The organism is Bartonella sp. B1098, from assembly GCF_944896145.1.
Taxonomy (GTDB): Bacteria; Pseudomonadota; Alphaproteobacteria; order Rhizobiales; family Rhizobiaceae; genus Bartonella.
Genome location: NZ_CALYLP010000003.1, coordinates 541,397 through 562,655, shown reverse-complemented (window position 1 = coordinate 562,655; position 21,259 = coordinate 541,397). Strand labels below are relative to the sequence as shown.

General features: G+C 38.1%; 13 protein-coding genes and 4 pseudogenes. 15 read left to right on the top strand and 2 right to left on the bottom strand.

Features of this window, described 5'->3' with window-relative positions:
• Positions 1 to 22 precede the first annotated feature (22 nt).
• Together NNJ85_RS06840 and NNJ85_RS06835 are read left to right on the top strand one after the other, a co-directional pair.
• Positions 23 to 949 carry a sulfite exporter TauE/SafE family protein gene (locus tag NNJ85_RS06840; protein ID WP_254474684.1) on the top strand — a complete coding sequence of 309 codons (927 nt, stop codon included), beginning with the start codon at positions 23 to 25 and terminating at the stop codon, positions 947 to 949.
• Between the two features lie 2 nt (positions 950 to 951).
• The gene (locus NNJ85_RS06835) at positions 952 to 1,764 is read left to right on the top strand and encodes a TIGR02186 family protein (RefSeq protein ID WP_254474682.1); all 813 of its coding nucleotides are present in this window, start codon (positions 952 to 954) and stop codon (positions 1,762 to 1,764) included.
• 24 nt (positions 1,765 to 1,788) lie between these two features.
• On the opposite strand, the gene NNJ85_RS06830 is transcribed toward NNJ85_RS06835, so the two are convergent.
• Positions 1,789 to 2,070 carry a DUF6460 domain-containing protein gene (locus tag NNJ85_RS06830; RefSeq protein ID WP_254474680.1) on the bottom strand — a complete coding sequence of 94 codons (282 nt, stop codon included), beginning with the start codon at positions 2,068 to 2,070 and terminating at the stop codon, positions 1,789 to 1,791.
• Between the two features lie 1,082 nt (positions 2,071 to 3,152).
• Here NNJ85_RS06830 and NNJ85_RS06825 point away from each other — a divergent pair.
• From NNJ85_RS06825 to NNJ85_RS06785, 9 genes and pseudogenes are all read left to right on the top strand, one after another.
• Positions 3,153 to 4,778 (top strand): annotated as a pseudogene (locus tag NNJ85_RS06825) (ABC transporter substrate-binding protein).
• Positions 4,779 to 5,485: 707 nt separating this feature from the next.
• Positions 5,486 to 7,117, top strand: coding sequence for an ABC transporter substrate-binding protein (locus NNJ85_RS06820; RefSeq protein WP_254474679.1), 1,632 nt, complete (start codon positions 5,486 to 5,488; stop codon positions 7,115 to 7,117).
• A gap of 403 nt (positions 7,118 to 7,520) precedes the next feature.
• Complete coding sequence (xseA, locus tag NNJ85_RS06815) at positions 7,521 to 8,951, top strand: exodeoxyribonuclease VII large subunit (RefSeq protein ID WP_254474677.1); 1,431 nt, start codon at positions 7,521 to 7,523, stop codon at positions 8,949 to 8,951.
• The gene (locus tag NNJ85_RS06810; protein WP_254474671.1) at positions 8,929 to 9,555 is read left to right on the top strand and encodes a DNA-3-methyladenine glycosylase I; all 627 of its coding nucleotides are present in this window, start codon (positions 8,929 to 8,931) and stop codon (positions 9,553 to 9,555) included. Before xseA ends, NNJ85_RS06810 begins: the two co-directional genes overlap by 23 nt.
• 684 nt (positions 9,556 to 10,239) lie before the next feature.
• Positions 10,240 to 11,841 carry an ABC transporter substrate-binding protein gene (locus tag NNJ85_RS06805; RefSeq protein WP_254474669.1) on the top strand — a complete coding sequence of 534 codons (1,602 nt, stop codon included), beginning with the start codon at positions 10,240 to 10,242 and terminating at the stop codon, positions 11,839 to 11,841.
• A 110-nt stretch (positions 11,842 to 11,951) separates the two neighbouring features.
• Positions 11,952 to 13,025 (top strand): ABC transporter permease, encoded by a 1,074-nt coding sequence (locus tag NNJ85_RS06800; protein ID WP_254474667.1) that lies wholly within the window; start codon positions 11,952 to 11,954, stop codon positions 13,023 to 13,025.
• Positions 13,026 to 13,027: 2 nt separating this feature from the next.
• A complete protein-coding gene (locus NNJ85_RS06795; protein WP_254474665.1) occupies positions 13,028 to 13,957 on the top strand; it encodes an ABC transporter permease in 930 nt (309 codons plus the stop codon).
• Complete coding sequence (locus tag NNJ85_RS06790; protein WP_254474664.1) at positions 13,950 to 14,834, top strand: ABC transporter ATP-binding protein; 885 nt, start codon at positions 13,950 to 13,952, stop codon at positions 14,832 to 14,834. Before NNJ85_RS06795 ends, NNJ85_RS06790 begins: the two co-directional genes overlap by 8 nt.
• The gene (locus tag NNJ85_RS06785; protein WP_254474662.1) at positions 14,821 to 15,603 is read left to right on the top strand and encodes an ABC transporter ATP-binding protein; all 783 of its coding nucleotides are present in this window, start codon (positions 14,821 to 14,823) and stop codon (positions 15,601 to 15,603) included. Before NNJ85_RS06790 ends, NNJ85_RS06785 begins: the two co-directional genes overlap by 14 nt.
• Before the next feature lie 419 nt (positions 15,604 to 16,022).
• On the opposite strand, the pseudogene NNJ85_RS06780 reads toward NNJ85_RS06785, so the two are convergent.
• Positions 16,023 to 16,329: pseudogene (locus tag NNJ85_RS06780) on the bottom strand (autotransporter outer membrane beta-barrel domain-containing protein); the annotation flags it as partial.
• A 172-nt stretch (positions 16,330 to 16,501) separates the two neighbouring features.
• On the opposite strand from NNJ85_RS06780, the pseudogene NNJ85_RS06775 reads away from it, so the two are divergent.
• The 4 genes and pseudogenes from NNJ85_RS06775 to NNJ85_RS06760 all read left to right on the top strand — a co-directional run bounded on the left by NNJ85_RS06775 (position 16,502) and on the right by NNJ85_RS06760 (position 20,655).
• A pseudogene (locus NNJ85_RS06775) lies at positions 16,502 to 17,670 on the top strand (tyrosine-type recombinase/integrase).
• Between the two features lie 210 nt (positions 17,671 to 17,880).
• The gene (locus tag NNJ85_RS06770) at positions 17,881 to 18,081 is read left to right on the top strand and encodes an AlpA family transcriptional regulator (RefSeq protein ID WP_254473274.1); all 201 of its coding nucleotides are present in this window, start codon (positions 17,881 to 17,883) and stop codon (positions 18,079 to 18,081) included.
• 103 nt (positions 18,082 to 18,184) lie between these two features.
• Positions 18,185 to 19,060, top strand: a complete 876-nt coding sequence (locus NNJ85_RS06765; protein ID WP_254473277.1) for a toprim domain-containing protein — start codon at positions 18,185 to 18,187, stop codon at positions 19,058 to 19,060.
• Positions 19,057 to 20,655: pseudogene (locus tag NNJ85_RS06760) on the top strand (YfjI family protein). Before NNJ85_RS06765 ends, NNJ85_RS06760 begins: the two are co-directional and overlap by 4 nt.
• Positions 20,656 to 21,259 lie beyond the last annotated feature (604 nt).

Genomic DNA, 21,259 nt, shown 5'->3' with positions numbered 1-21,259 from the left:
AATTATCTTAAAGGTTCTGCCTGTGAGTATTTATTTACCAATTGCTGAAATGTCACTCAATATGCTGATCTTGATTGGTATGGGAGTCGTTGCTGGTTTTTTTTCAGGTCTTTTTGGCATTGGGGGTGGTTTTCTCATCACGCCTTTATTGATTTTTTATAATATTCCTCCTGCTATTGCTGTTGGAACAGGCGCTAACCAGATGATTGCATCATCTGTAACGGGGGCGATTACACATTTTAGACGGCGGACTCTTGATATCAAACTTGGTATTATTTTGGCGATTGGAGGAGGGATCGGTTCGTTAATCGGGATTCAGATTTTTTCTGTTTTGAAAAAATTAGGTCAATTAGACCTCATGATTTCGCTTCTTTATGTGATTCTTCTTGGAAGTATAGGAAGCTTGATGATTGTTGAAAGTTGGTATGATATGATGCGCAAGCGTAGGTTAGGAAAAGCCAATGTTCGTCTTGCAAGTCGACATCGACATAACTGGATTCATCGCTTACCGTTAAAAATACGTTTCCGAACATCTATGATCTATGTCAGCATTATTCCAGTGTTAGGGATTGGTCTCATTGTGGGGTTGTTATCTTCTATTATGGGAATTGGTGGGGGATTCTTTATGATTCCTGCATTGATTTACCTTCTGCGTGTTCCAACCAGTGTTGTGATAGGGACTTCACTTTTTCAGATTACATTTGTGTCTTCTTTCACGACAATTTTGCAAAGTATGACTCATCAGTCCGTTGATATTGTTTTGGCTTTCTTGTTAATGCTTGGAGGAAGTATTGGCGCACAATATGGAACACGGGCTGGACGGAAGTTAAAGGCTGAACAATTGCGTATGGCCCTTGCATGTTTGGTGTTGATTGTGTGTATGCGTCTTGCTTTTCAATTATTTGTACGCCCTGATAATCTTTTCTCTCTGGATATTCTTATGAGATAAAAATGGGTAGATTATTTTCTTTATGCATCATTGCAAGTTGCTTTTGTCTTGTTTCTTTTTCTACATGGTCACATGTGGGGACGACAGAAAAAACATTCATTGATCAAATTGATCACGAAACTGTCCAAATTATCGTCACAACGAACACGATTACGGTGGATACAAATTTTGCTGGTCGTGATCTTTATATTGCTGGTGTTTTGGAAAATATTGATCCATTATATTCTCAACAGAACCGTTATGATGTTGTTGTAAGCTTGGAAGGACAAACCCGGCCAATGGTCATGCGGGAAAAAAAACGCAATGCCGGTGTATGGGTTAATACGGATTCCCTTATTTTTAAAAATGTTCCTCTTTTTTACTCTATGGTTACAACGCGTGAAATTGATGATATTACCAGCATCGAAGATTATAAACGTTTGGGGGTAGGGGTACTCTATTTGCCATTACAAACAGATGAAAAGGATCAGAAAAAAGTACAAATCTTTCGTGATGAACTTATAAAACTGCAAAAAGCTAAAAGTCTTTATTATGAAGAAGTAGGCGGTGTTCGTTTTGGTTCTGATAAACTTTTCACAGCACATTTTCGTTTACCGGCCAATATTCCTGTTGGGCATTATAAGGCTCGTGCTTATCTTTTTCGTGATGGGCAGTTTATTGATAGTGCAACAACGACTCTTGAAATTGTTAAAGCGCATATTGCTTATACAATTTTCTATGCGGCGCACAAGTATCGTTTCCTCTATGGTATTGTTGCGGTGATTATCGCTGTGAGCACAGGATTTTTATGTCGTTTGATTTTTCGAAAAGACTAATGCTAAGAAAAATATTTAAAGTGTTTATTTTTTGTGAAAAATGCGCAAGATGAGAAAAATAGGCACAACAATAATAGCGCCCATCATGGTTGTGTGGAAGAAGTTTTTAAGCGTTATAAATCCTGTTCCCCATAAAGATTGAAGAAAATCTATTATTTTTTGTATGAGGTTGTGAGGTGTCCATCCAAAAAATTTCATTACAATACCCATGAAGAATGAAAGGATAAGTAATTTTAGACTGACACGGCTGAATGTTTCTTTAAGAAATACATGAAAAGAATTTGACAATTTTTTCTTTCGGCTCATTTAAATATACTTTCGAATCTCTAGTGTTTTTGTTGTATTATCATCGTAGAGTGATTTTATTATCATAAAGGAAAAATATTTTCTTATTTTTTTACACCTTTGTACTGGTGTGATACCGGTGCTGGTCGTTGAAATACATGCGCATTTTATTACATTTTCACGATATTTTCACGGACCTCCTTTTATTACATGAAGAAATCTCTTTGTATTTCTGAGAATTTCTAAGGGAATTTTTTAACGTTTTGATATTTCGCATTAGGGTGAGCGTTCTCATCCGTTAAAGATTTTGTAACGGACTTATTATTATTCCGTGTATAGAAATAATATTTTAAGGCAATTTACTTAAAAAAAAGACTATCTATTCTAATAATGCTGTGCTTATATAGGCATTATATTTAGATATTTCAACCTTAGTGAATTGAAAAGATATTTTTTGCTGAAAAATACAAGCAATGAATTGAGTGTTGTTAAAGGAGCAGAGGTATTAAAATAGGATGTTGAAAAAGTTTTGTGCTGTACGAACACGTGAGTAAATATCAGGGATTTTTGGTGCTCATGCTCTTTTTGTTTTGAAATAAGATATTTTTTTGAAATAAGGTATAATGAGGAGCTTGTTATTGAGCGGGGAATTCGAAATTCCTTTTGCAGAAGGTGGAGAGGTACTTGATATTGAAAAATAGGTGAATTTTCCTGTTTTGTTGAAAGATAAAATTGTTATTAAGGTGCTGGCGCTAACAGGGGGAGTGTTTTGATGACAGAAAAAACACTGTCAGAAAAAAGAAGAGATAAGCTTGCTCGACAAGAGGGAAAAAATCTCTGTTTTATAGTCTTCAAGGGTGGATGTTTTTATATCATCAGTAGATTATGTTATCGGTTATACCATTTTATTGTATATTAAATTGTCTTTCGGTGCATATGGGAGGGGATAGCTTATAAGGGTGGCAGGAGGAGTGGTTAGTAAGGAGTGTTGTCTGAATTTTTAAACCTTTGTTTCTTAGAGCCTATGGTTCATCTAATCTTGTTATTTTGCACGTTCTTATTGCGTGGGGAATTTATACAATAAACGTTAAAAGGAAAAGTCTATGAACTTGAAAAGAAAAATATTGAAAAGTAGCGGCTCTCTTATTTCTGTTCTTATGGCACTGGGGATGGTTGCACAACAGGCTTCAGCAAAAACGCCGGCGAATACTCTTGTGATGGCTTGGAATATGGATGCAATCAGTACATTTGACCCCGCGCAACTCACAGATGTTTATGGAAGTGAAATTATTCGCAATGTTTGTGATAATTTGGTGAGTGGTGCTACAGATAATCCTGCTAAAATGGTTCCATCTTTAGCAACGCATTGGGATGTTTCTGGGGATGATCACAGTACGGTAATCACCTTTCATTTGCGTGATGGCTTGAAGTTTAATGATGGGAGAGCAGCTAACGCCGATGATCTTGTTTAGGGGATGAAGCGGGTTGTTAAATTGAAGATGGGGAATGCAGCAATTTTTAATGAATATGGCATTACAGAACAAAATGTTGATGATGCTTTGCAAGCTCCCGATGAAAAAACAGTGGTGATGAAATTTGATAAGCCTTATCCAGCAGAGCTTATTCTTAATAATATTGTGGCAAGTCCTGCAACAGCTTTGCTTGATCGTAAAACAATTATGAAGCATGAAAAAGATGGCGATCTGGGCAATCAGTATTTAAAAACGCATGCTGCTTGTGTTGGTCCTTATCAGTTAAAAAGTTGGCGCCCTGGAGAAGCTCTTTTGTTGCATGCAAGCTCTCATTATTGGGGAGAAGCACCAAAATTGAAGAAGATACTCATTCGCCATGTTGCAGAGCCTGGAACACAACGTTTATTGTTGCAAAAACATGATATCGACGTTGCCCGTAATTTGACCCCTGAAGATCTTGCAGATCTACAAAAAACAACAGATGTTAAAATCGAGGAAGTGTTAGAGCCAACCATGATGTATTGGGGCTTCAATATGACAAATCCCATTTTTGCGAAGGAAAAAGTACGCTTGGCGATGCGCTATCTCATAGACTATGAAGGTCTTGGCAAGAAGCTTCTCAAGGGTGTTGGTATTCCACGGGCAAGCTTTATTCCTCTTGGCAACCTTGGAGCTTTGGATGAAAAAGAAGGGCAGCCCTTTAAGCTTAATATTCAAAAAGCCAAGAAACTTTTAGCAGAGGCTGGTTATCCAAATGGATTTGAGGCAAATTTTCTTGTTTCAAATACTCCTTATAATTTGCTCCTTGCTCAGTCAATCCAAGATAGTGCGGCACAGGCAGGGGTCCATCTTAAAATTGAGCGTTTGGCTGGCACACAGTTGTTTTCCAAACTTTATGCACGTAGCTTTGATACGATTTTTGTCGGATGGAATAATGATTCTGCGGATCCTCATACAATGGCTTCACGTTTTTTTTATAATCCGGATAATCGGTTTGAGGCAAAAAATACAGCCTATCCTAGTTGGCAGCATGGGTATGCTGATGTTAGGATGAATAAAAAAGTTGAAGAGGCTTTATTTCAAAAAGATCCACAAAAACGTGCGCAAATATATGCTGATTTACAACATGAATTGATGCAAAAAGGACCTTATGCCTTTATCTATCAGAAATATACCGTCATCGGGATGACACCTAATGTCAAAAAGTGGGTTTGGAATAGCGCGCCACAAATTTTTTATAATAAAATTGAAAAATAAGTGTGTCTTTAATGCTGTCAAATAGATAAAGAGCATAGCCATAATATATTCGGCGTTTTGCATAAGTGTTTGAGCTTTAGAATACGTCGAATTTATGGGTGAGGAGTGGGTATGTTGTTGAATATCTTTTCAAGAAATTCTGTGAAGAGAGATTTTTTCTTCTTATTGAAGATGTGTTTGTGTGGATGTTAAGATTGAACATTTCAACTTCTCTGAATGGGAAAGAGGCAATTTCTTTGCTGAAAAAAACAGTACAACCAATGTCGCATAATTTATTATTTCTAAAGGATAAAAGGCTTTGCAATATTGAAGCAAAAATTCTTTATGGAAGTATATTGAGAGGGTGAGGAATATCCGTTTTTTATGGTGTTGGTATTTTCTTTTTCTGTGAAAAATGATGAGATGCCAATTGGAAGGTGTTGTTTTACAGGAAGTGAAGCAAAAACTTGAAGAAAGAATGAAAGTCGTTGCACTTGGCAAATTGACGAAATTTTCTATTTTATCGATATTTCAAATTCTTATGAAGGCTCTTTGTTATTAAGGTACTTGAGCCAATAGGGGGGAGTGCTTTGATGATATTAAGAGAGGTTTTGGGGTGAAGGTTTTAAAACTTTATCTCTTGGTGCCTATAGTTCATCCCATTTTATTATTTTGCGTATCTTTGTAGCATGGAAAATTTATACAATAACCTTTAAAGGGAGAAATCTATGAACTTAAAAAGAAAAATATTAAAAGGGAGCAGTCCTTTTATTTCTGCTCTTATGGCTCTGGGAATGGTGGTACAACCAGTTTCAGCAAAAACACCAGCCGATACTCTTGTAATGGCTTTGAATCTTGATTCAATTGAAACTTTTGATCCTGCACAGATCAATGAACGTTATGGTAATGAAATCGTTGCCAATATTTGTGATAATTTGATCGATTCTGCAACAGATGATGCTGCTAAAATAGCGCCTTCTTTGGCAAAGAGTTGGGATGTTTCAAATGAGGGCGGGGGTACAGTCATTACTTTTCATCTGCGTGATGGTTTGAAGTTTAATGATGGCCGACCTGCTAGTGCTCATGATCTTGTTTGGGGGATGAGGCGGGTTGTTAAGTTAAAATTGTCTGCAGCGGCAATATTTAACGAATATGGAATTACAGAACAAAATGTTGATTCTACTCTTCAAGCCCCAGATGATAAGACAGTGGTGATGAAGTTTGATAAGCTTTATCCGGCAGAGATAATCCTTGGGCATATTCTTACTACGCGTACTGCTGCTTTGCTTGATCGTGAGACAATTATGAAACACGAACAAGATGGTGATATGGGAAATCGTTATTTGGCAAGTCACGCTGCTTGTGTTGGTCCTTATCAGTTAGTGAATTGGCGTTCTGGAGATGCGATTTTGTTGCGTGCAAGTTCCCATTATTGGGGAGAAACACCCAAATTAAAACAGGTTCTCATTCGTCATATTGCAGAGCCTGGAACACAACGTTTATTGTTGGAAAAACACGATATTGATGTGGCCCGTAATTTGATGCCAGAAGATATAGTCGATCTCCAAGCAAAAACAGATATTAAGATTGAAAAAGTGTTGGCACCATCTGTGATCATGTGGGGATTCAATGTGACAAATCCTATTTTTGCCAATGAAAAAGTGCGTTTGGCAATGCGCTATCTTATCGATTATGACACTTTAGGAAAGACTCTTCTTAAAGATGTTGGCATTTTACGGGCAAGCTTTATTCCCATTGGAAATCTTGGTGCTTTGGATGAAAAAGAAGGACAACCCTTTAAGCTTGATCTTCAAAAAGCCAAGCAGCTTTTAACAGAAGCAGGGTATCCAAATGGTTTTGAGGCTAATATTTATGCAGGAAAATCTCCTTATCCTTTTGCTTTGCCTATTGCTCAGTCCATTCAAGACAATGCAAAAAAAATAGGCGTGCGCTTTAAGATTGAACATTTTGTGGGAACACAGTTGTTTTCAAAACTTTATGCACGAGGTTTTGATACAATTTTTATGGGATGGAATAACGATTCTGCAGATCCTTATACAATGGCTTCACGTCTTGTTTATAATCCGGATAATCGGTTTGAAGCTAAAAACACAGGCTATCCTAGTTGGTGCCATGGCTATTTGGATGAAGATATGAATAAAAAGGTAAGGGAAGCATTGTTTGAAAAAGATCCACAGAAACGGGCACAAATATATGCTGACTTACAGCGTAAATTTATGCAAAAAGGACCTTTTGCCTTTATCTATCAGACATATAGTATTATCGCTATGACACCTGATGTTAAAAAATGGGTGTGGAATAGTGCGCCACGTATTTTTTATAATGCCATTGAAAAATAAGCACGTTTTCAATGTTATAATATATAAAAAATATGATCACGATATCTTCGATGTTTTGCATGTGGTTTAAAAGCTTTGCAAAACGTTGAAGTTTATCGCTAACAAATCAATCTGTTGTATAGAGAAGTCTTTTCAAGATAGGGCTCTTTTAGAAAGGTATTCTTTTTCTCATTAAATTTTTATGGATGTTGAGATTGAATATTTTAACCTTCATTGATAAAATTCTAGATGCAACAATCAGCTGATCTCCATGTTTTTAGCCTTGATGGTTTTGATCATCGGTGTGAGGTTAAGGGTGGACACTATTTGCTCATTGGTGTTACGGACATTGGGTAAAGCTATTAAAAATTAAAGATGCGTTGTTTTAAAAAGATTCACAGAAACGGGCGTAAAGAATTTAAAAATGGTAGGTTTGTTTGGTGAAAAGACAAGTGCAACGAATGTTGCGGAATTTACTGTTTCCGAAATAGCAGGTGCTTTAAAGCGTGTTGTGGAAGAAAAGTTTGGATATGTACGGGTGCGTGGAGAGATCTCGGGTTATCGCGGTGCTCATGCTTCGGGACATGCTTATTTTGCCTTAAAAGATGATAAAGCGCGGTTGGAAGCTGTTATTTGGCGCGGTTCCTTGGAAAAGCTCAAATTTCCTCCTGAAGAAGGGATGGAAGTTATTGCTGTCGGCAAGCTTACGACTTATTCAGGGTCATCGAAATATCAAATTGTCATTGAGGCTCTTGAACCAACAGGGGTTGGTGCTTTGATGACTCTTCTTGAAAATCGTAAGAAAAAATTTGCAGAAGAAGGCTTATTTGATGAAGCAAAGAAAAAGCCTTTGCCTTATATGCCTCGAATTATAGGGGTTGTAACATCACCAACGGGGGCTGTTATTCGCGATATTATTCATCGTATATCTGATCGTTTTCCGTTGCATATTTTAGTTTGGCCTGTCCGTGTTCAGGGGGAAACAAGCGGGAGCGAAGTGGCTGCTGCTGTTGAAGGTTTTAATGCACTTGCTTCAGGAGGGCTGATTCCAAAGCCTGATCTGCTTATTGTTGCACGAGGAGGAGGAAGTTTAGAAGATTTATGGGGGTTTAATGATGAAGCTGTTGTTCGTGCTGTTTATGATTCTAACCTTCCCGTTATTTCTGCTGTTGGGCATGAAACAGACTGGACTTTGATTGATTATGTCGCTGATTGGCGTGCTCCAACCCCTACAGGAGCCGCAGAAAAGGCTGTTCCTGTTAAGCTTGATCTTGAAGTAAGTGTTGCGTCACTTGGGGCACGTTTGCGTAAAGGACTTGCACGTTCTTTTGATTTTCATCAACAAAAGTTGCGTGCAGCCAGACGAGGTCTTCCCACAGTCGACCAACTTTTTGCTCTACCGCGGCGTGGTTTTGATGAAATTTCAAGTCGATTACAACGTGCTCTTTGTGTGAGCTACGATAAAAAACGTTTTTCTTTTCATGCCCTTCACCTCCGTCTTTCGCCCCGTTTGTTAAAGAGTGAAAAAGCACAACGTCACATAAAGGAATATACAGCACTCCTTCGTCGTGCTTTTGTGCGCAGTGTAGAAAAAAAACGTGCGGCGTTAGAGTTGGCATGTAGGCTTTTAAAAAGCACTTCTTATCAGAATATTTTAGAGCGTGGTTTTGTTTTGGCTTTGGGGCAAGATCATAAACCTATTAAACGGTTGGCACAGTTTCCGGAAAGTGGACAAATAAATTTACGCTTTTTTGATGGAGATATCTGTGTTGCAACACAAGAGCCTGTTTCTCCGACACGTTCAAAACATAGGAAGATAAAGTCGCCAAGCGATGATCAAGGAACACTCTTTTAATAAGGTGAAGATTATGCTTGCCGATGGTCTTCTTAAGGGAGTGGATGGAAAAGTTCGTTGCGCATGGGCAGGAACGGATTCACTTTATTGCGCTTATCATGATAACGAATGGGGAAAACCTATTTTTGAGGATATCCCTCTGTTTGAAAAAATTTGTCTTGAAGGTTTCCAAGCTGGGCTTTCTTGGTTTACGATTTTAAAAAAACGCTCTTCTTTTCGCATTGCATTTGATGATTTTGACTTTGAAAAGATTGCTCGTTACGATGCGCTAAAGGTGCAAATGTTGATGCAGAATAAAGGCATTGTTCGCCATCAAGGAAAAATTCGATCAGTGTTGAATAATGCTTTGAGAGCACAGGAAGTTATAACTGAGTGGGGGAGTTTGTCCCACTATTTCTGGTCTTTTCAGCCACCACAATCAGAGCGTTATGAAAAGATAGATTTTCAAACATTATTGGCAAATCCCACCACTCCAGCTTCTCTTCGTCTTTCTCAAGATTTAAAGAAGCGCGGCTGGACATTTGTTGGTCCCACGATTTGTTATGCTTTTATGCAGTCTGTAGGGATTGTCAATGACCATCTTGAAGGATGTTTTTGTCGATAAATTGGTAAAATTTCTGTCATAAGGGCAATGATCGATAGGATAACCATTGAATTGTTCCATAAATGTGCGATTATAAAACTCTATCGTATAAGATAATTGAAGCATACAGACGATACGTATAGTGATGTTTTCTTATTGTTATTGCTCATCAAAACGACAAAGGTATAATTTTGAGAATGGAAAAACAAATGCAAAAAGGCGTAATATTTTAACTATCAGAAATATACCGTCATCGGGATGACACCTAATGTCAAAAAGTGGGTTTGGAATAGCGCACCACAAATTTTTTATAATGCCATTGAAAAATAAGTGTGTCTTTTCACATCATCAAAAATAGAAATAGCTTGATCATAATTGTATGATGAAAATATCCTTCCATATGGAAGCCCTTCAGTCTTTTAAAGGAGAATGGAATTGTGGGGGGGCCGTATAAGATTGAGGTTACTTATAGGGAGAGGTAAATATGGAAAGTTATAATGGGGAGGCTTTGTTTATGGTTACAGATTCTCTTTATCTCGAATATAGATTGATATATGAGAGAATTAATTTATAGATACCTCGTTTGATTAAATGAAGTTGATGTTTGATACCATGCTGTTTAAAAGGTGAAAGACCAAAATCACCATCACTTTGTGTGAAAAGCTACAGAAATACAAAAGAAAGAGATAAAATGGGGAAAAAAGAATGTTGAAAAGAATTTGTTTTTTATTAAGCACATTAGGATTTTTAAATGGGGCTATAGTCTCAGCATTTAGTGCTTCATCTAAAGATATATTGGTGATGGCATGGAATATTGATTCAATTAGTGGTTTTGATCCAGCGCAAACCGTTGAGGTTGTGACAAGTGAATTATTGATGAATATTTGTAGCGCGCTCGTGCAATATGATAAGCATGATCCTACAAAAATTCGTCCTGCTATGGCAAAATCTTGGGACGTTTTAGATCATGGCAAAAGAATAGTTTTTCATCTTCGTGATGACTTAAAGTTTGATGATGGAAGAGTGGCGACGGCACAAGATCTCGTATGGTCGATGCGACGGATTATTAAATTAGGCTTGAGCTATGCTCAATCTTTAATGGATTATGGGTTTACCAAAGATAATGTTGAAACAAATATTCAGGCTCTTGATGATAAGACTTTACAATTAAAATTAGATAAACCCTATCCTATTCAGCTCATATTGACTGTTATTGGACAATCCTATGCTTCTGCTCTGCTTGATCGGAAAACAATTGAAGCGCAGAGTATTAACGGTGATATGGGGAATAAATACTTAGCAACACATTCGGCTTGTGTTGGACCTTATAAATTGGCAAATTGGTCTCCAGGGGACAAAGTTGTGTTAGAGGCTACACAACATTATTGGGGGTATGTGCCTAAAATTAAGCAGATTGTCGTGCGGCATGTGGCGGATTCAGCCAGTCAAAGGCTTCTTTTGGAAAAAGGTGATGTGGATATAGCGCGTGATCTTTCCTCAGAGGATATTTTAGACCTTGAAAAAAAAGGTGGCTTGGTCAAAATTAGTCGTGTTTTACGTCCTCAGATTATTTATCTATCGTTAAACAATAAGAATGCAATTTTTGCAAACGAAAAGGTCAGATTAGCACTTCGTTATTTGGTTGATTATGAAGGTCTTGGAAAAACTGTTTTAAAGGGGATTGCTATTCCGCGGGCAACTTATATGTCTTTAGGTGTTCCGGGTGCTTTGGATGAAAAAGAAGGTCTTCCCTTTAAGTTAGATTTGGAAAAAGCAAAAAAATTAATTACTGAAGCTGGTTATCCTAACGGTTTTAAAGCTAATCTTTTAGTAGGTAGCCTTAGTTATATGTCGTCTGTTGCGCAGTCTATTCAAGCGAATGCTCGTAAAATTGATGTTGAACTTACCATTGAAAAAATGGCACAAAATCAATTATTGAGTCGTGTACGTGGTGGAAATTATGATACAGCCCTTATGGGGTGGGGGAGTGCTGATCCTGATGGACATCCTGCTTCATTGAATCACGTGTTTAATCCTGATCCAACATTTACGAAAAAGTATAATATGTATTTGGCTTGGCGCGCTGGGTATTATGATGAAAATATTAATAAAATGGTGACAGATGCTTTGTTTGAACAAAACCCTAAGAAGCGTATTGCTCAATATCGTACTTTACAGCATTATGTGCTAGAGCATGGTCCTATGGTTTATTTATTTCAGACATATTATACCGTTGGTATGGGACCTGATGTCAAAAAATGGGTTTGGAATAGTTACAGACTTTACTACAATGAAGCAGAAAAATAAAAAGAAGCATGTTATAGAGAAGAATTGCAGAACATGCTTAATATAAATTGTTTCATTCTATAAAAAAGGTGTTCACTTTATGTTTTGTTACTACAGAGGGGATTTATATAATGGTTTTGCCACTTTCAGAGACTGAAAGAGCTGTATCAGAAAAGCAGAAAAAATTATTTTTATGGGATTTTTTGTCCAAGGGATTAAAACTTCTTATTTCAGTTTTTATTACATTGCTTGGGTTGGTGACGATCACTTTTTTTCTTGGTCATCTTCTTCCTCTCGATCCTGTTCTGTCTATTCTTGGTGATAATATTAGTCAGGAAGCTTATGATGCCATGTATTATAAGCTGGGGCTTGATAAGCCGTTGATTGTTCAATATTGGAAGTATCTTCATAATGTATTTTTGTTTGACTTTGGAGATGCTTTAACGTCTGGATGTCCTGTTTTAGAAGATATTATGCGCGTATTTCCGGCAACATTAGAGCTTGCAACGGTTGCTATTGTTATTGGCACAACTCTTGGAATTCCTTTTGGTGTTTTTGCAGCAATGTATCGCGATTCATTTATTGATTATGTTGTCCGTGTTTTTACACTTTTGAGTTATTCTACGCCGACATTTTGGCTTGGGCTGATGGCATTGTTAATCTTTTATGCTAAATTTGGCTGGGTTGGTGGTCCAGGGCGACTTGATTTTCTTTATGAATATTCTTTTGAACCCAAAACAGGATTTTTTCTTTGGGATACCGCGAGCCAAGGACAATGGGAGGCTTTTGGGAATGTCTTTAGTCACATTATTACGCCTGCTTTGATCTTGGCTTTCGGGGCTATGGCTTATATTAGTCGTATGACTCGTGGGTTTATGATTGAGCAACTCAATCAGGAATATATCATTACTGCACGTGTAAAGGGATTATCGTGGGCGCGAACGGTTTGGGGACATGCCTTTCGGAATGCTGCTGTTCAGGTTATTACCGTTGTTGCACTTTCTTATGCTTTTTTATTAGAAGGGGCTGTTTTGACCGAGACAGTTTTTGCTTGGCCTGGTTTCGGACATTATTTGACAAATGCTCTCCTTGCTGGAGATATGAATGCAGTTGTAGGATGTACTTTACTTGTAGGATTTATCTTTGTCGCCATTAATTTATTTTCTGATTTGCTTTATCGCATTTTTGATCCAAGGACACGTTGAATATGACAGTCAGTAATTATCATAAAACGCTATCATCATCTTCTTTGAGCTCTTGGTTAAATGATCCTGTTCCAAGATCCGTAATTCAAGCAAATATACAAAGAATTTATCACGCGCTGGTTAAGTTTTTTCATAACTTTTCGGCTGTATTCGGTCTGTTTATTATTTGTATTATTATCATATGTGCACTTTTTGCTCCTTGGATTGCGACGCACGATTTTCTGAGCAATGATCTGGGGCATCGGTTGCAGCCTCCCTCTATGGCCCATTATTTTGGGACAGATGAATTAGGACGTGACATTTTTAGTCGTCTTGTTTTTGGTTCTCGTATTACTCTTTATGTTGTTTTTCTTACAACAGTTATTGTCGGACCAATAGGGCTTATTGTTGGGACTGTCTCTGGTTATATGGGGGGATGGGTTGATACTGTGCTCATGCGCATTGTCGATATTTTTCTTGCTTTTCCAGGTTTGATTTTAGCTCTTGCCTTTTCAGCTGCATTGGGACCAGGGATAGAAAATGCTTCTATTGCAATTTCAATTGCAGCATGGCCACCAATTGCACGTTTAGCGCGCGCTGAGACTTTGACGATACGTTCTTCTGATTATGTTTCTGTGGTTCGCTTGCAGGGAGCTTCTGCTTGGCGGATTATTTTGTTTCATGTTGCGCCTATGTGTATTCCTTCAGTGATTGTGCGATTAACTTTAGATATGTCTGGAATTATTTTAACGGCTGCAGGCCTTGGATTTTTAGGGTTGGGAGCACAACTTCCAAGTCCTGAATGGGGGGCGATGCTTTCTTCAGGACGGGAATTTATGATGACAAATTGGTGGTTGGCAGCAATACCAGGCTGTGCAATATTATTTGCAAGCCTTGCTTTCAATCTTTTAGGTGATGGTCTTCGTGATGTATTGGATCCACGCAATGGGTAATAAATTATTAGAAGTAGAAGATTTACGTATTTCTTTTCCTACAACGCGCGGCATTGCAGAAGTTGTGCGCGGTGTTAGCTTTTCTGTCGGAAAAGAAAAAATTGGCATTGTTGGTGAATCCGGATCTGGAAAATCGATGACTGGACGCGCAATACTAAAGCTGAGTCCAAAATCAGCCATTGTTAAAGCCAAAAAAATGCGCTTTGAGGATGTCGATTTATTGACGGCAAGTGAACCTCAGATGCGAAAAATCCGCGGTAAGCGTATTTCAATGATTTTACAGGATCCCAAATATTCACTTAATCCACTCATCCGGATTGGGGAACAGATTATGGAGGCTTACCGTATTCATTACCGTGTTTCAAAAGCTGAAGCGCGGGAGCGAACCATATCTATGTTAGAATCTGTTCATATTCGTGATCCTGAACATGTGATGCGTCTCTTTCCTCATGAAATATCTGGGGGGATGGGGCAACGCGTGATGATTGCAATGATGCTCATTCCAAAACCTGATTTAATTATTGCCGATGAACCAACATCTGCTCTTGATATTACGGTCAGACGACAAGTTTTATCCGTATTAGATGAACTTGTGACAAAGTCTGGAACGGGGCTTATTTTCATTAGTCATGATTTGAATATGATTGCTGACTTTTGTGATCGTATTTTGGTGATGTATGCAGGTCGTGTGCTAGAAGAATTGCCTGCTTCTGATTTGTCTCACGCTTGTCATCCTTATACAAAAGCTTTGCTAGCCAGTTTGCCACGGCTTGATAATCCTGTCGATGTTTTGGCTGTTCCTGAGCGTGATCCTGATTGGTTGTATAATCCTACGATTGTTAATGGTGTTGAGGAGGCTCATCATGACAAATTGTGAGAATATTATTGATGTTTCTAATTTATCTGTCACGTTTGGGCACAGACACAAGGCAGTAACAGTTGTTAAAAATGTCAATTTTCGTATTAAGCATGGTGAAGCTTACGGTTTGATTGGTGAATCAGGATGTGGGAAATCCACGATTTTAAATACATTGGTTGGGCTTATTCCAGACTATAGCGGCCGTTTCAAATTTGATGGAGAAGAGATCGCCAAAAAAAGGGATAAGAGTTTTTTGCGTCGTATTCAAATGGTTTTTCAAGATCCTTATGCTTCGCTTCATCCAAGAAAAATGGTTCATACTGTTCTTTCTGAATCTCTTAAAATTCATGGTATGGATAATCAAAAAGAGCGGGTACGTGATGTTTTAAATTCCGTTGGCTTAAATTCTTCATTCCTTTATCGTTATCCCCATGAGTTATCGGGTGGGCAACGTCAGCGTATTGCTCTTGCGCGTGCTTTAATTATTGAACCAGAGGTTTTGTTACTTGATGAGCCAACCTCTGCATTGGATGTGTCGGTACAGGCGGAAATTTTAAATTTGTTAAAATCTTTGCGAGAAGAAAAAAGGCTTACCTATTTGATGGTTTCGCACGATCTTGCTGTTGTTGCACATATTTGTGAACGGGTTGGAATTATGCATAAAGGGATTATTCTTGAAGAGCTTAATAATGATGATCTGCGTAATTTACATGCACAACATGACTATACAAGGCAGTTTTTTGAAGCCAGTATTGAGCCTATTGTCCATAGAGAGCAAAGAGCGTGATCGGTTTGCCAGAAAAGAAAATGTAATTTTTTCTGTTTTGAAGTTTCTGCAGATGTTTGGCGGCATTGTTGAAAGGGAAGGGATATGGTAGATTTTTTTAGTATGGGTTTGCTGGGTAGTGTTAAAGCAATAATATTTTAATCTTATGAGAACTCCGGTTATGGAATATACAGCTGATTCATAACATATATTCTTTATCTGATAGCGTTGTACTATTTTTGCTTATCATTTTATTTTTAGTTGTGCTCTTTTTTGCATTTTTAGGCATTATTCATCGGAAAATGCTGAAGCTTTTTTGCTATTTTCTATTAAAAAAGGGCTTTAAAAAACAGCTTATTATAAACAAAAAAGGCAGCATATTGTGCTGCCTTTTTTGATAAAGCGTACAGAATAAGGATACACCTGCTGTTAAATTTTCCTCAAAATTGATAGCGTATTCCTCTTGAAAAGCTTGCTCCAGATATACCGGTCTTTTGCAGTTTTTGTTGATAGCTAATATTACCATGAAGCGAGACATTTTGAGATAATTGTGCATTGATACCAAATCCACCTTCAAGGAAAGAGCCCATAGGATCGAGTTTATAATTCTTATCAATATGGAGTGCTTGATCATCACCAAAGGTTTTGATGGCATTTACTTTTCCCATAGAAGGAAACAGCACGCCGGTTTTCGCCATTGACAACGGTTTTGCTCAAACGTCCACCAACACGGATCATCCATTGATAATGCATTGATTTATAATGATAATTCACTGTTTTGCATATTGAATAAGAATCCCGAATAACGTAAGATTCTCTCATTTCAAGTCTGTGTATGTTGAATCAATCAAAACCACTCGCTTGCGCGTCATAAGCGGGGCTGGCGTGTGGGTAAAATTTGTATAAGAAAGGAGTAAAAATGGTCCTTATGAACCGTCTTAATGCAAAGTCTGTCGCAACATTGGGGGCTGGCAAATATAATGATGGTGCCGGCTTGCTTCTTCATAAGCGTAAAGATGGGGGTGCTCAATGGATTTACCGTTATACCCTTCACGGGCGGCGCCGTGAAATGGGCTTGGGTGCTTTAAGAGATGTTTCTTTAAAACAAGCACGTGAATTGGCAAACCAATGGCGTTCTGTTCTTCGTGAAGGGCGTGCCCCCATTAAAGAACGCAATAAACAAAAGCGTGAAGCAATAAGCAATCTTCATTATTTAAAAGATATTGCCGTAGATGCTTTTGAAAGTCGGAAAGCTGAATTAAAAGGGGATGGAAAAGATGGAAGTTGGTTTTTACCATTACGCCTTCATATTCTCCCTAAATTAGGCTGTCTGCCCGTTTCAGAGATTACCCAAACAGAGATACGCAATACGCTTTCCCCTATTTGGCATTCAAAAGCTGGAACAGCTCGTAGAGCTCTTATTCGTCTCAATCTTTGTCTCAAACATGCGGCTGCATTAGGATTGGATGTTGATTTACAAGCAACAGAAAAAGCACGCGCTCTTTTAGGTAAACAACGTCATAAAACTATTAATAGACCAGCTATGGATTGGAAAGATGTTCCTGCTTTTTATAAAACGCTTTGCGAAGCATCAACCCTAACACAACTGGCTTTACGTTTGCTTATTCTGACAGGGGTTCGTACTTTTCCTTTATGTCATATTCATAAAGATCAAGTTGATGGGGATATATGGACTATCCCTGCTGAGAATATGAAAGGTCGACGTGATACGACAACAGAATTTCGCGTGCCTATAACAACAGAGGCATTAGAAATTCTTAAACAAGCGCGTTTGCTTTCTCGCAATGATTTCTTTTTTTCTGCAACCGGTCGGGATCCTCTTGGTGAGAATTGCATGTCACACTATATGCAACAGATTGGACTTGTGAAGCACGTCCGCATGGATTTCGCTCTAGTTTACGCAATTGGCTCGCTGAAACAACCGATGCCCCCTATGAGGTCGCTGAAACCATTCTGGGGCATGTGGTCGGGGGGCAAGTAGAACGTGCCTATCGTCGTACTGATTATTTAGAACAGCGCCGTGTTTATATGGATAAATGGACAGCTTATGTCACCGGTCAATCTTAAGATATGGGGTGCATAACCCCATGATCTGTGGATAACTTTCTCTCTCTCTTCTCTCATATCATCTCAATTAAACTCATAAATTATCACATCAGAAAATATATGATAAAATACTGTTTTCTATGAATAAAATACCTTCAAAAATAAACCAAAATGTGTTTAATAAATAGGCATGATTTGTTCTCATTTTTTAATATTTGAAAGGATTTTAGTATGATAGAAAATGATATTCTTTTAACAGACCGTGAAAGTGCAAAACTGCTTCATATGAGTGTCTCAACTTTCCGCCGTCATGTGACCAATGGCTCTTTACCAAAACCTTTAAAATTTGGTTTTTTATCCCGTTGGTTACAATCGGATCTTACCAATGTTATCGAACAAGCAAAACAGCAGCGTCAAAGTGATGCGGCATAAAAAAAACCTTGTCACATAAGGATGGACAAGGCTTTTCATTTTCACACGATGATTATCGATAGCAGAGTCCGTCCTATGATGCAATCATTATAGGATCAAAAATATGTTTTCTTTTACGAATGCTTGGGGCATCACACGTGCCTTGCATGGGGTTTGGTATGGGCGTTATGGACTTGCCCGTTGCCCTGCTCATGATGATAGGCTGCCTAGCTTATCCATTACCAATGGACTTGATGGGCGTCTCTTACTCACTTGTTATGCTGGCTGCTCTTTTAGAGAGATCATACAAGCGCTTAGAAGAATTGGCTTGCTTGGAAAACAAGCCTTTTGGGATAAAGCTTATGATCATACGCTTTCTTTCTCAAAACAGTTTTGTGCTGATTTCAAACGAGCAAAAAAGATTTGGAAACAAAGTCAACCGATCAAAAATACTTTAGCAGAAACCTATTTACGCATGCGGGGTATTACGTGTGAATTATTTCCTTATTTACGATTTCACGACAAATGCCCTCACCCATTAGGAATGACATTGCCCGCGTTGGTAGCTCTTGTTAAGGGGGCTGGTTCCTTTGCCATTCATAGGACCTTTTTAAAAGCCAATGGCTGCAAAACAGATCAGAAACCAGCCAAAGCCATGTTGGGTTCTGTCATGGGCGGTGCTGTGCATTTAAATCAAGGCAATCCAAAACATCTGGTTATTTGTGAAGGTATTGAAACGGGTCTGTCTCTGCTGTCTGGTTTATTATCAGAACCCGTGAATTTATGGTCGTCTCTTTCCACCAGTGGCATGATGCGTGTGAATTTACCCCCGATAAAAGGGCGTCTGACAATTGCAATGGATGGGGATGATGCGGGTCGTAAAGCAGGTTTTACCCTAGCAAATCGTGCTTATAGCCAAGGCTTTGAGGTCTTTATCATGCAAGCTCCAAAAGGAACCGATTTTAACGATTTTCTCTATTATTCAAGGTACGTAATATGAAACAAGATAATAAAAATGTTTTAGAGAAGAATACCCCCGTCAATGATAACGATAATGCCTCTTTAAACGATAATGCTTGTTTAAAAGCCATTCCTTATAAACAAGCCTTGCAACAAAATGGTTGGGGGGAATTAAAACCAATTGCTACGGCTCTCTTACCCGTTGAACCTTTTAATCCATTACAACTCCCAATGCCATTCATGGACTATATTTATAACGTTTCAGAGCGTCAACAGGCTCCAATAGATTTTATTGCTGTCTCTGCGCTCTGTGGTTTGTCTGCTGTGATTGGTAATGGCGTGCGGATTGCTCCAAAACAGCATGATGATTGGACAATTGTTCCTAATCTCTGGGGGGCTCTTATTGGTCAATCGTCAACATATAAAACACCAGCCATGAAAGCCGCTTTAGCCCCTATCACGCGCCTTCAAAAGGAATGGTATAAAGAGTGGTTAAAGCAGAAAGAAAGGCAAGAAATTGAAGAGAGATTAGAAAGTTTAGACAAAAGAGAAAAAGAAAGACAAGCCAATAAAGCGCTTAAAAAAGGTGAGTGTGAAATAGCCCGTGCTCTGTTGTTTGAAACGCTCTCTAAAGACAGTGCTCATGATGATGATGATGTCTCGCGTTTTATTGTCAATGATGTGACGGTCGAAAAGCTTGGGGAATTGTTAAAAGAAAACCCCCGTGGTCTCTTAATGGTCCGTGATGAATTATCTGGGTTTTTAGCCGATTTGGAGAGAAAGGAATATCAAACAGACCGTTCTTTCTATTTAACAGCTTTTAATGGAGATGATCAATTTACCTATGACCGTATCGAGCGTGGAACCATTTTTATTCCCCATGTAACTTTATCAATGATTGGAGGCATTCAACCTTCACGAATTATTCCCATCATTCAAGCCATGCACCGTGGAATAAACGATGACGGTTTATTACAACGGTTTCAAATGCTGGTGTGGCCCGATGAGACAAAAGATTGGCAATTGGTTGATAGACCTCCCAATCAAGAGGGTTAGCAAAAGTATGAAGGGGTGTTTCGTTCTTTTCGTGATAAACGACTAGGTTCTCCAGAACATCCGCTGATCATGCGTTTTATGCCAAAAGCACAAGAGAAATTTTATGAATGGCTAGAAAATCTTCATAGAGAGGCAAAAAGTGATCGTTTCTCAGAAAGCTTACAATCGCATGTTTTAAAAATGCCAAAGACTATAGCAAGCCTTGCGTTGATTTTTGAACTTCTTGACAGTGGTGGTTTTGAAATTGGTCTCTATGCTATCACAACAGCGTTGCGTTGGGAAAAATATCTGATAAGTCATGCGAAACGTCTTTACGCAGCGGGGGATACATTAACAGCAGAGCGTGCAAAATTGATTGTCGAACGCTGTGATTGTTTACCCGATGTTTTTACGGCAAGGGATATCTATAGACGATGTTGGAGTTCTTTAAAAGATAAAGAAGCTGTGAAGCAAGCTTTAGAGCTTTTATGTCGTTCTAATCACCTGCGAAAAAAGTTTATAACACATCAGACAAGTGGACACCCTAGCGCCTATTATGAATGGCATCCTTTGGTCAAAAACAACAGCATAAAACAATAACACCTCTTTTGAAGTTTTTAAAACAATCACACAAAACTCTTTTTATAGCATTCTCATTAAGTAATTTTTTTCCAAAAAAAATGATCTGAATGACTTTGTAAAAAGAGTTTTGTCAGTGCTGTCAGTCTTGTCAGTTCTTTTTAGCCCCCCTTTCTATATATTTTTTAATCAAAAATAAAAGTTATTATATTTCAAAACGTTATTTTTTATTAAGTTTAAAAATAACAACCTATAGTGATATTATAAAACTATAGATACAACCCATAATATATTTTGAAGGTATTTTGAGAGTGTTAGGAACCTTCAAAACCTCTCTGTAAAGTTTGTATAAAACTTATCAAAATAATCATTATGATATTTTAAGCGCCCATAGTGCATTTGTCTTGATTAACACATCAAATGAATAGCAAATTTCACTACTTTGCTGATCTGATCTTTCTCATAGGCTGTTGATAAGTATCCTTTTAAAAACTCTTTTGAAAAAATTTATCCGTTTTTGCGCACTTTTCTACATTTTTTTCTCAATTCGTCCAAAATGGATTTAATAAGCTTCATTTCGATTTTTTTGAAAAGAATTAACCCTCTCATGCCAAAATGGAGCTCT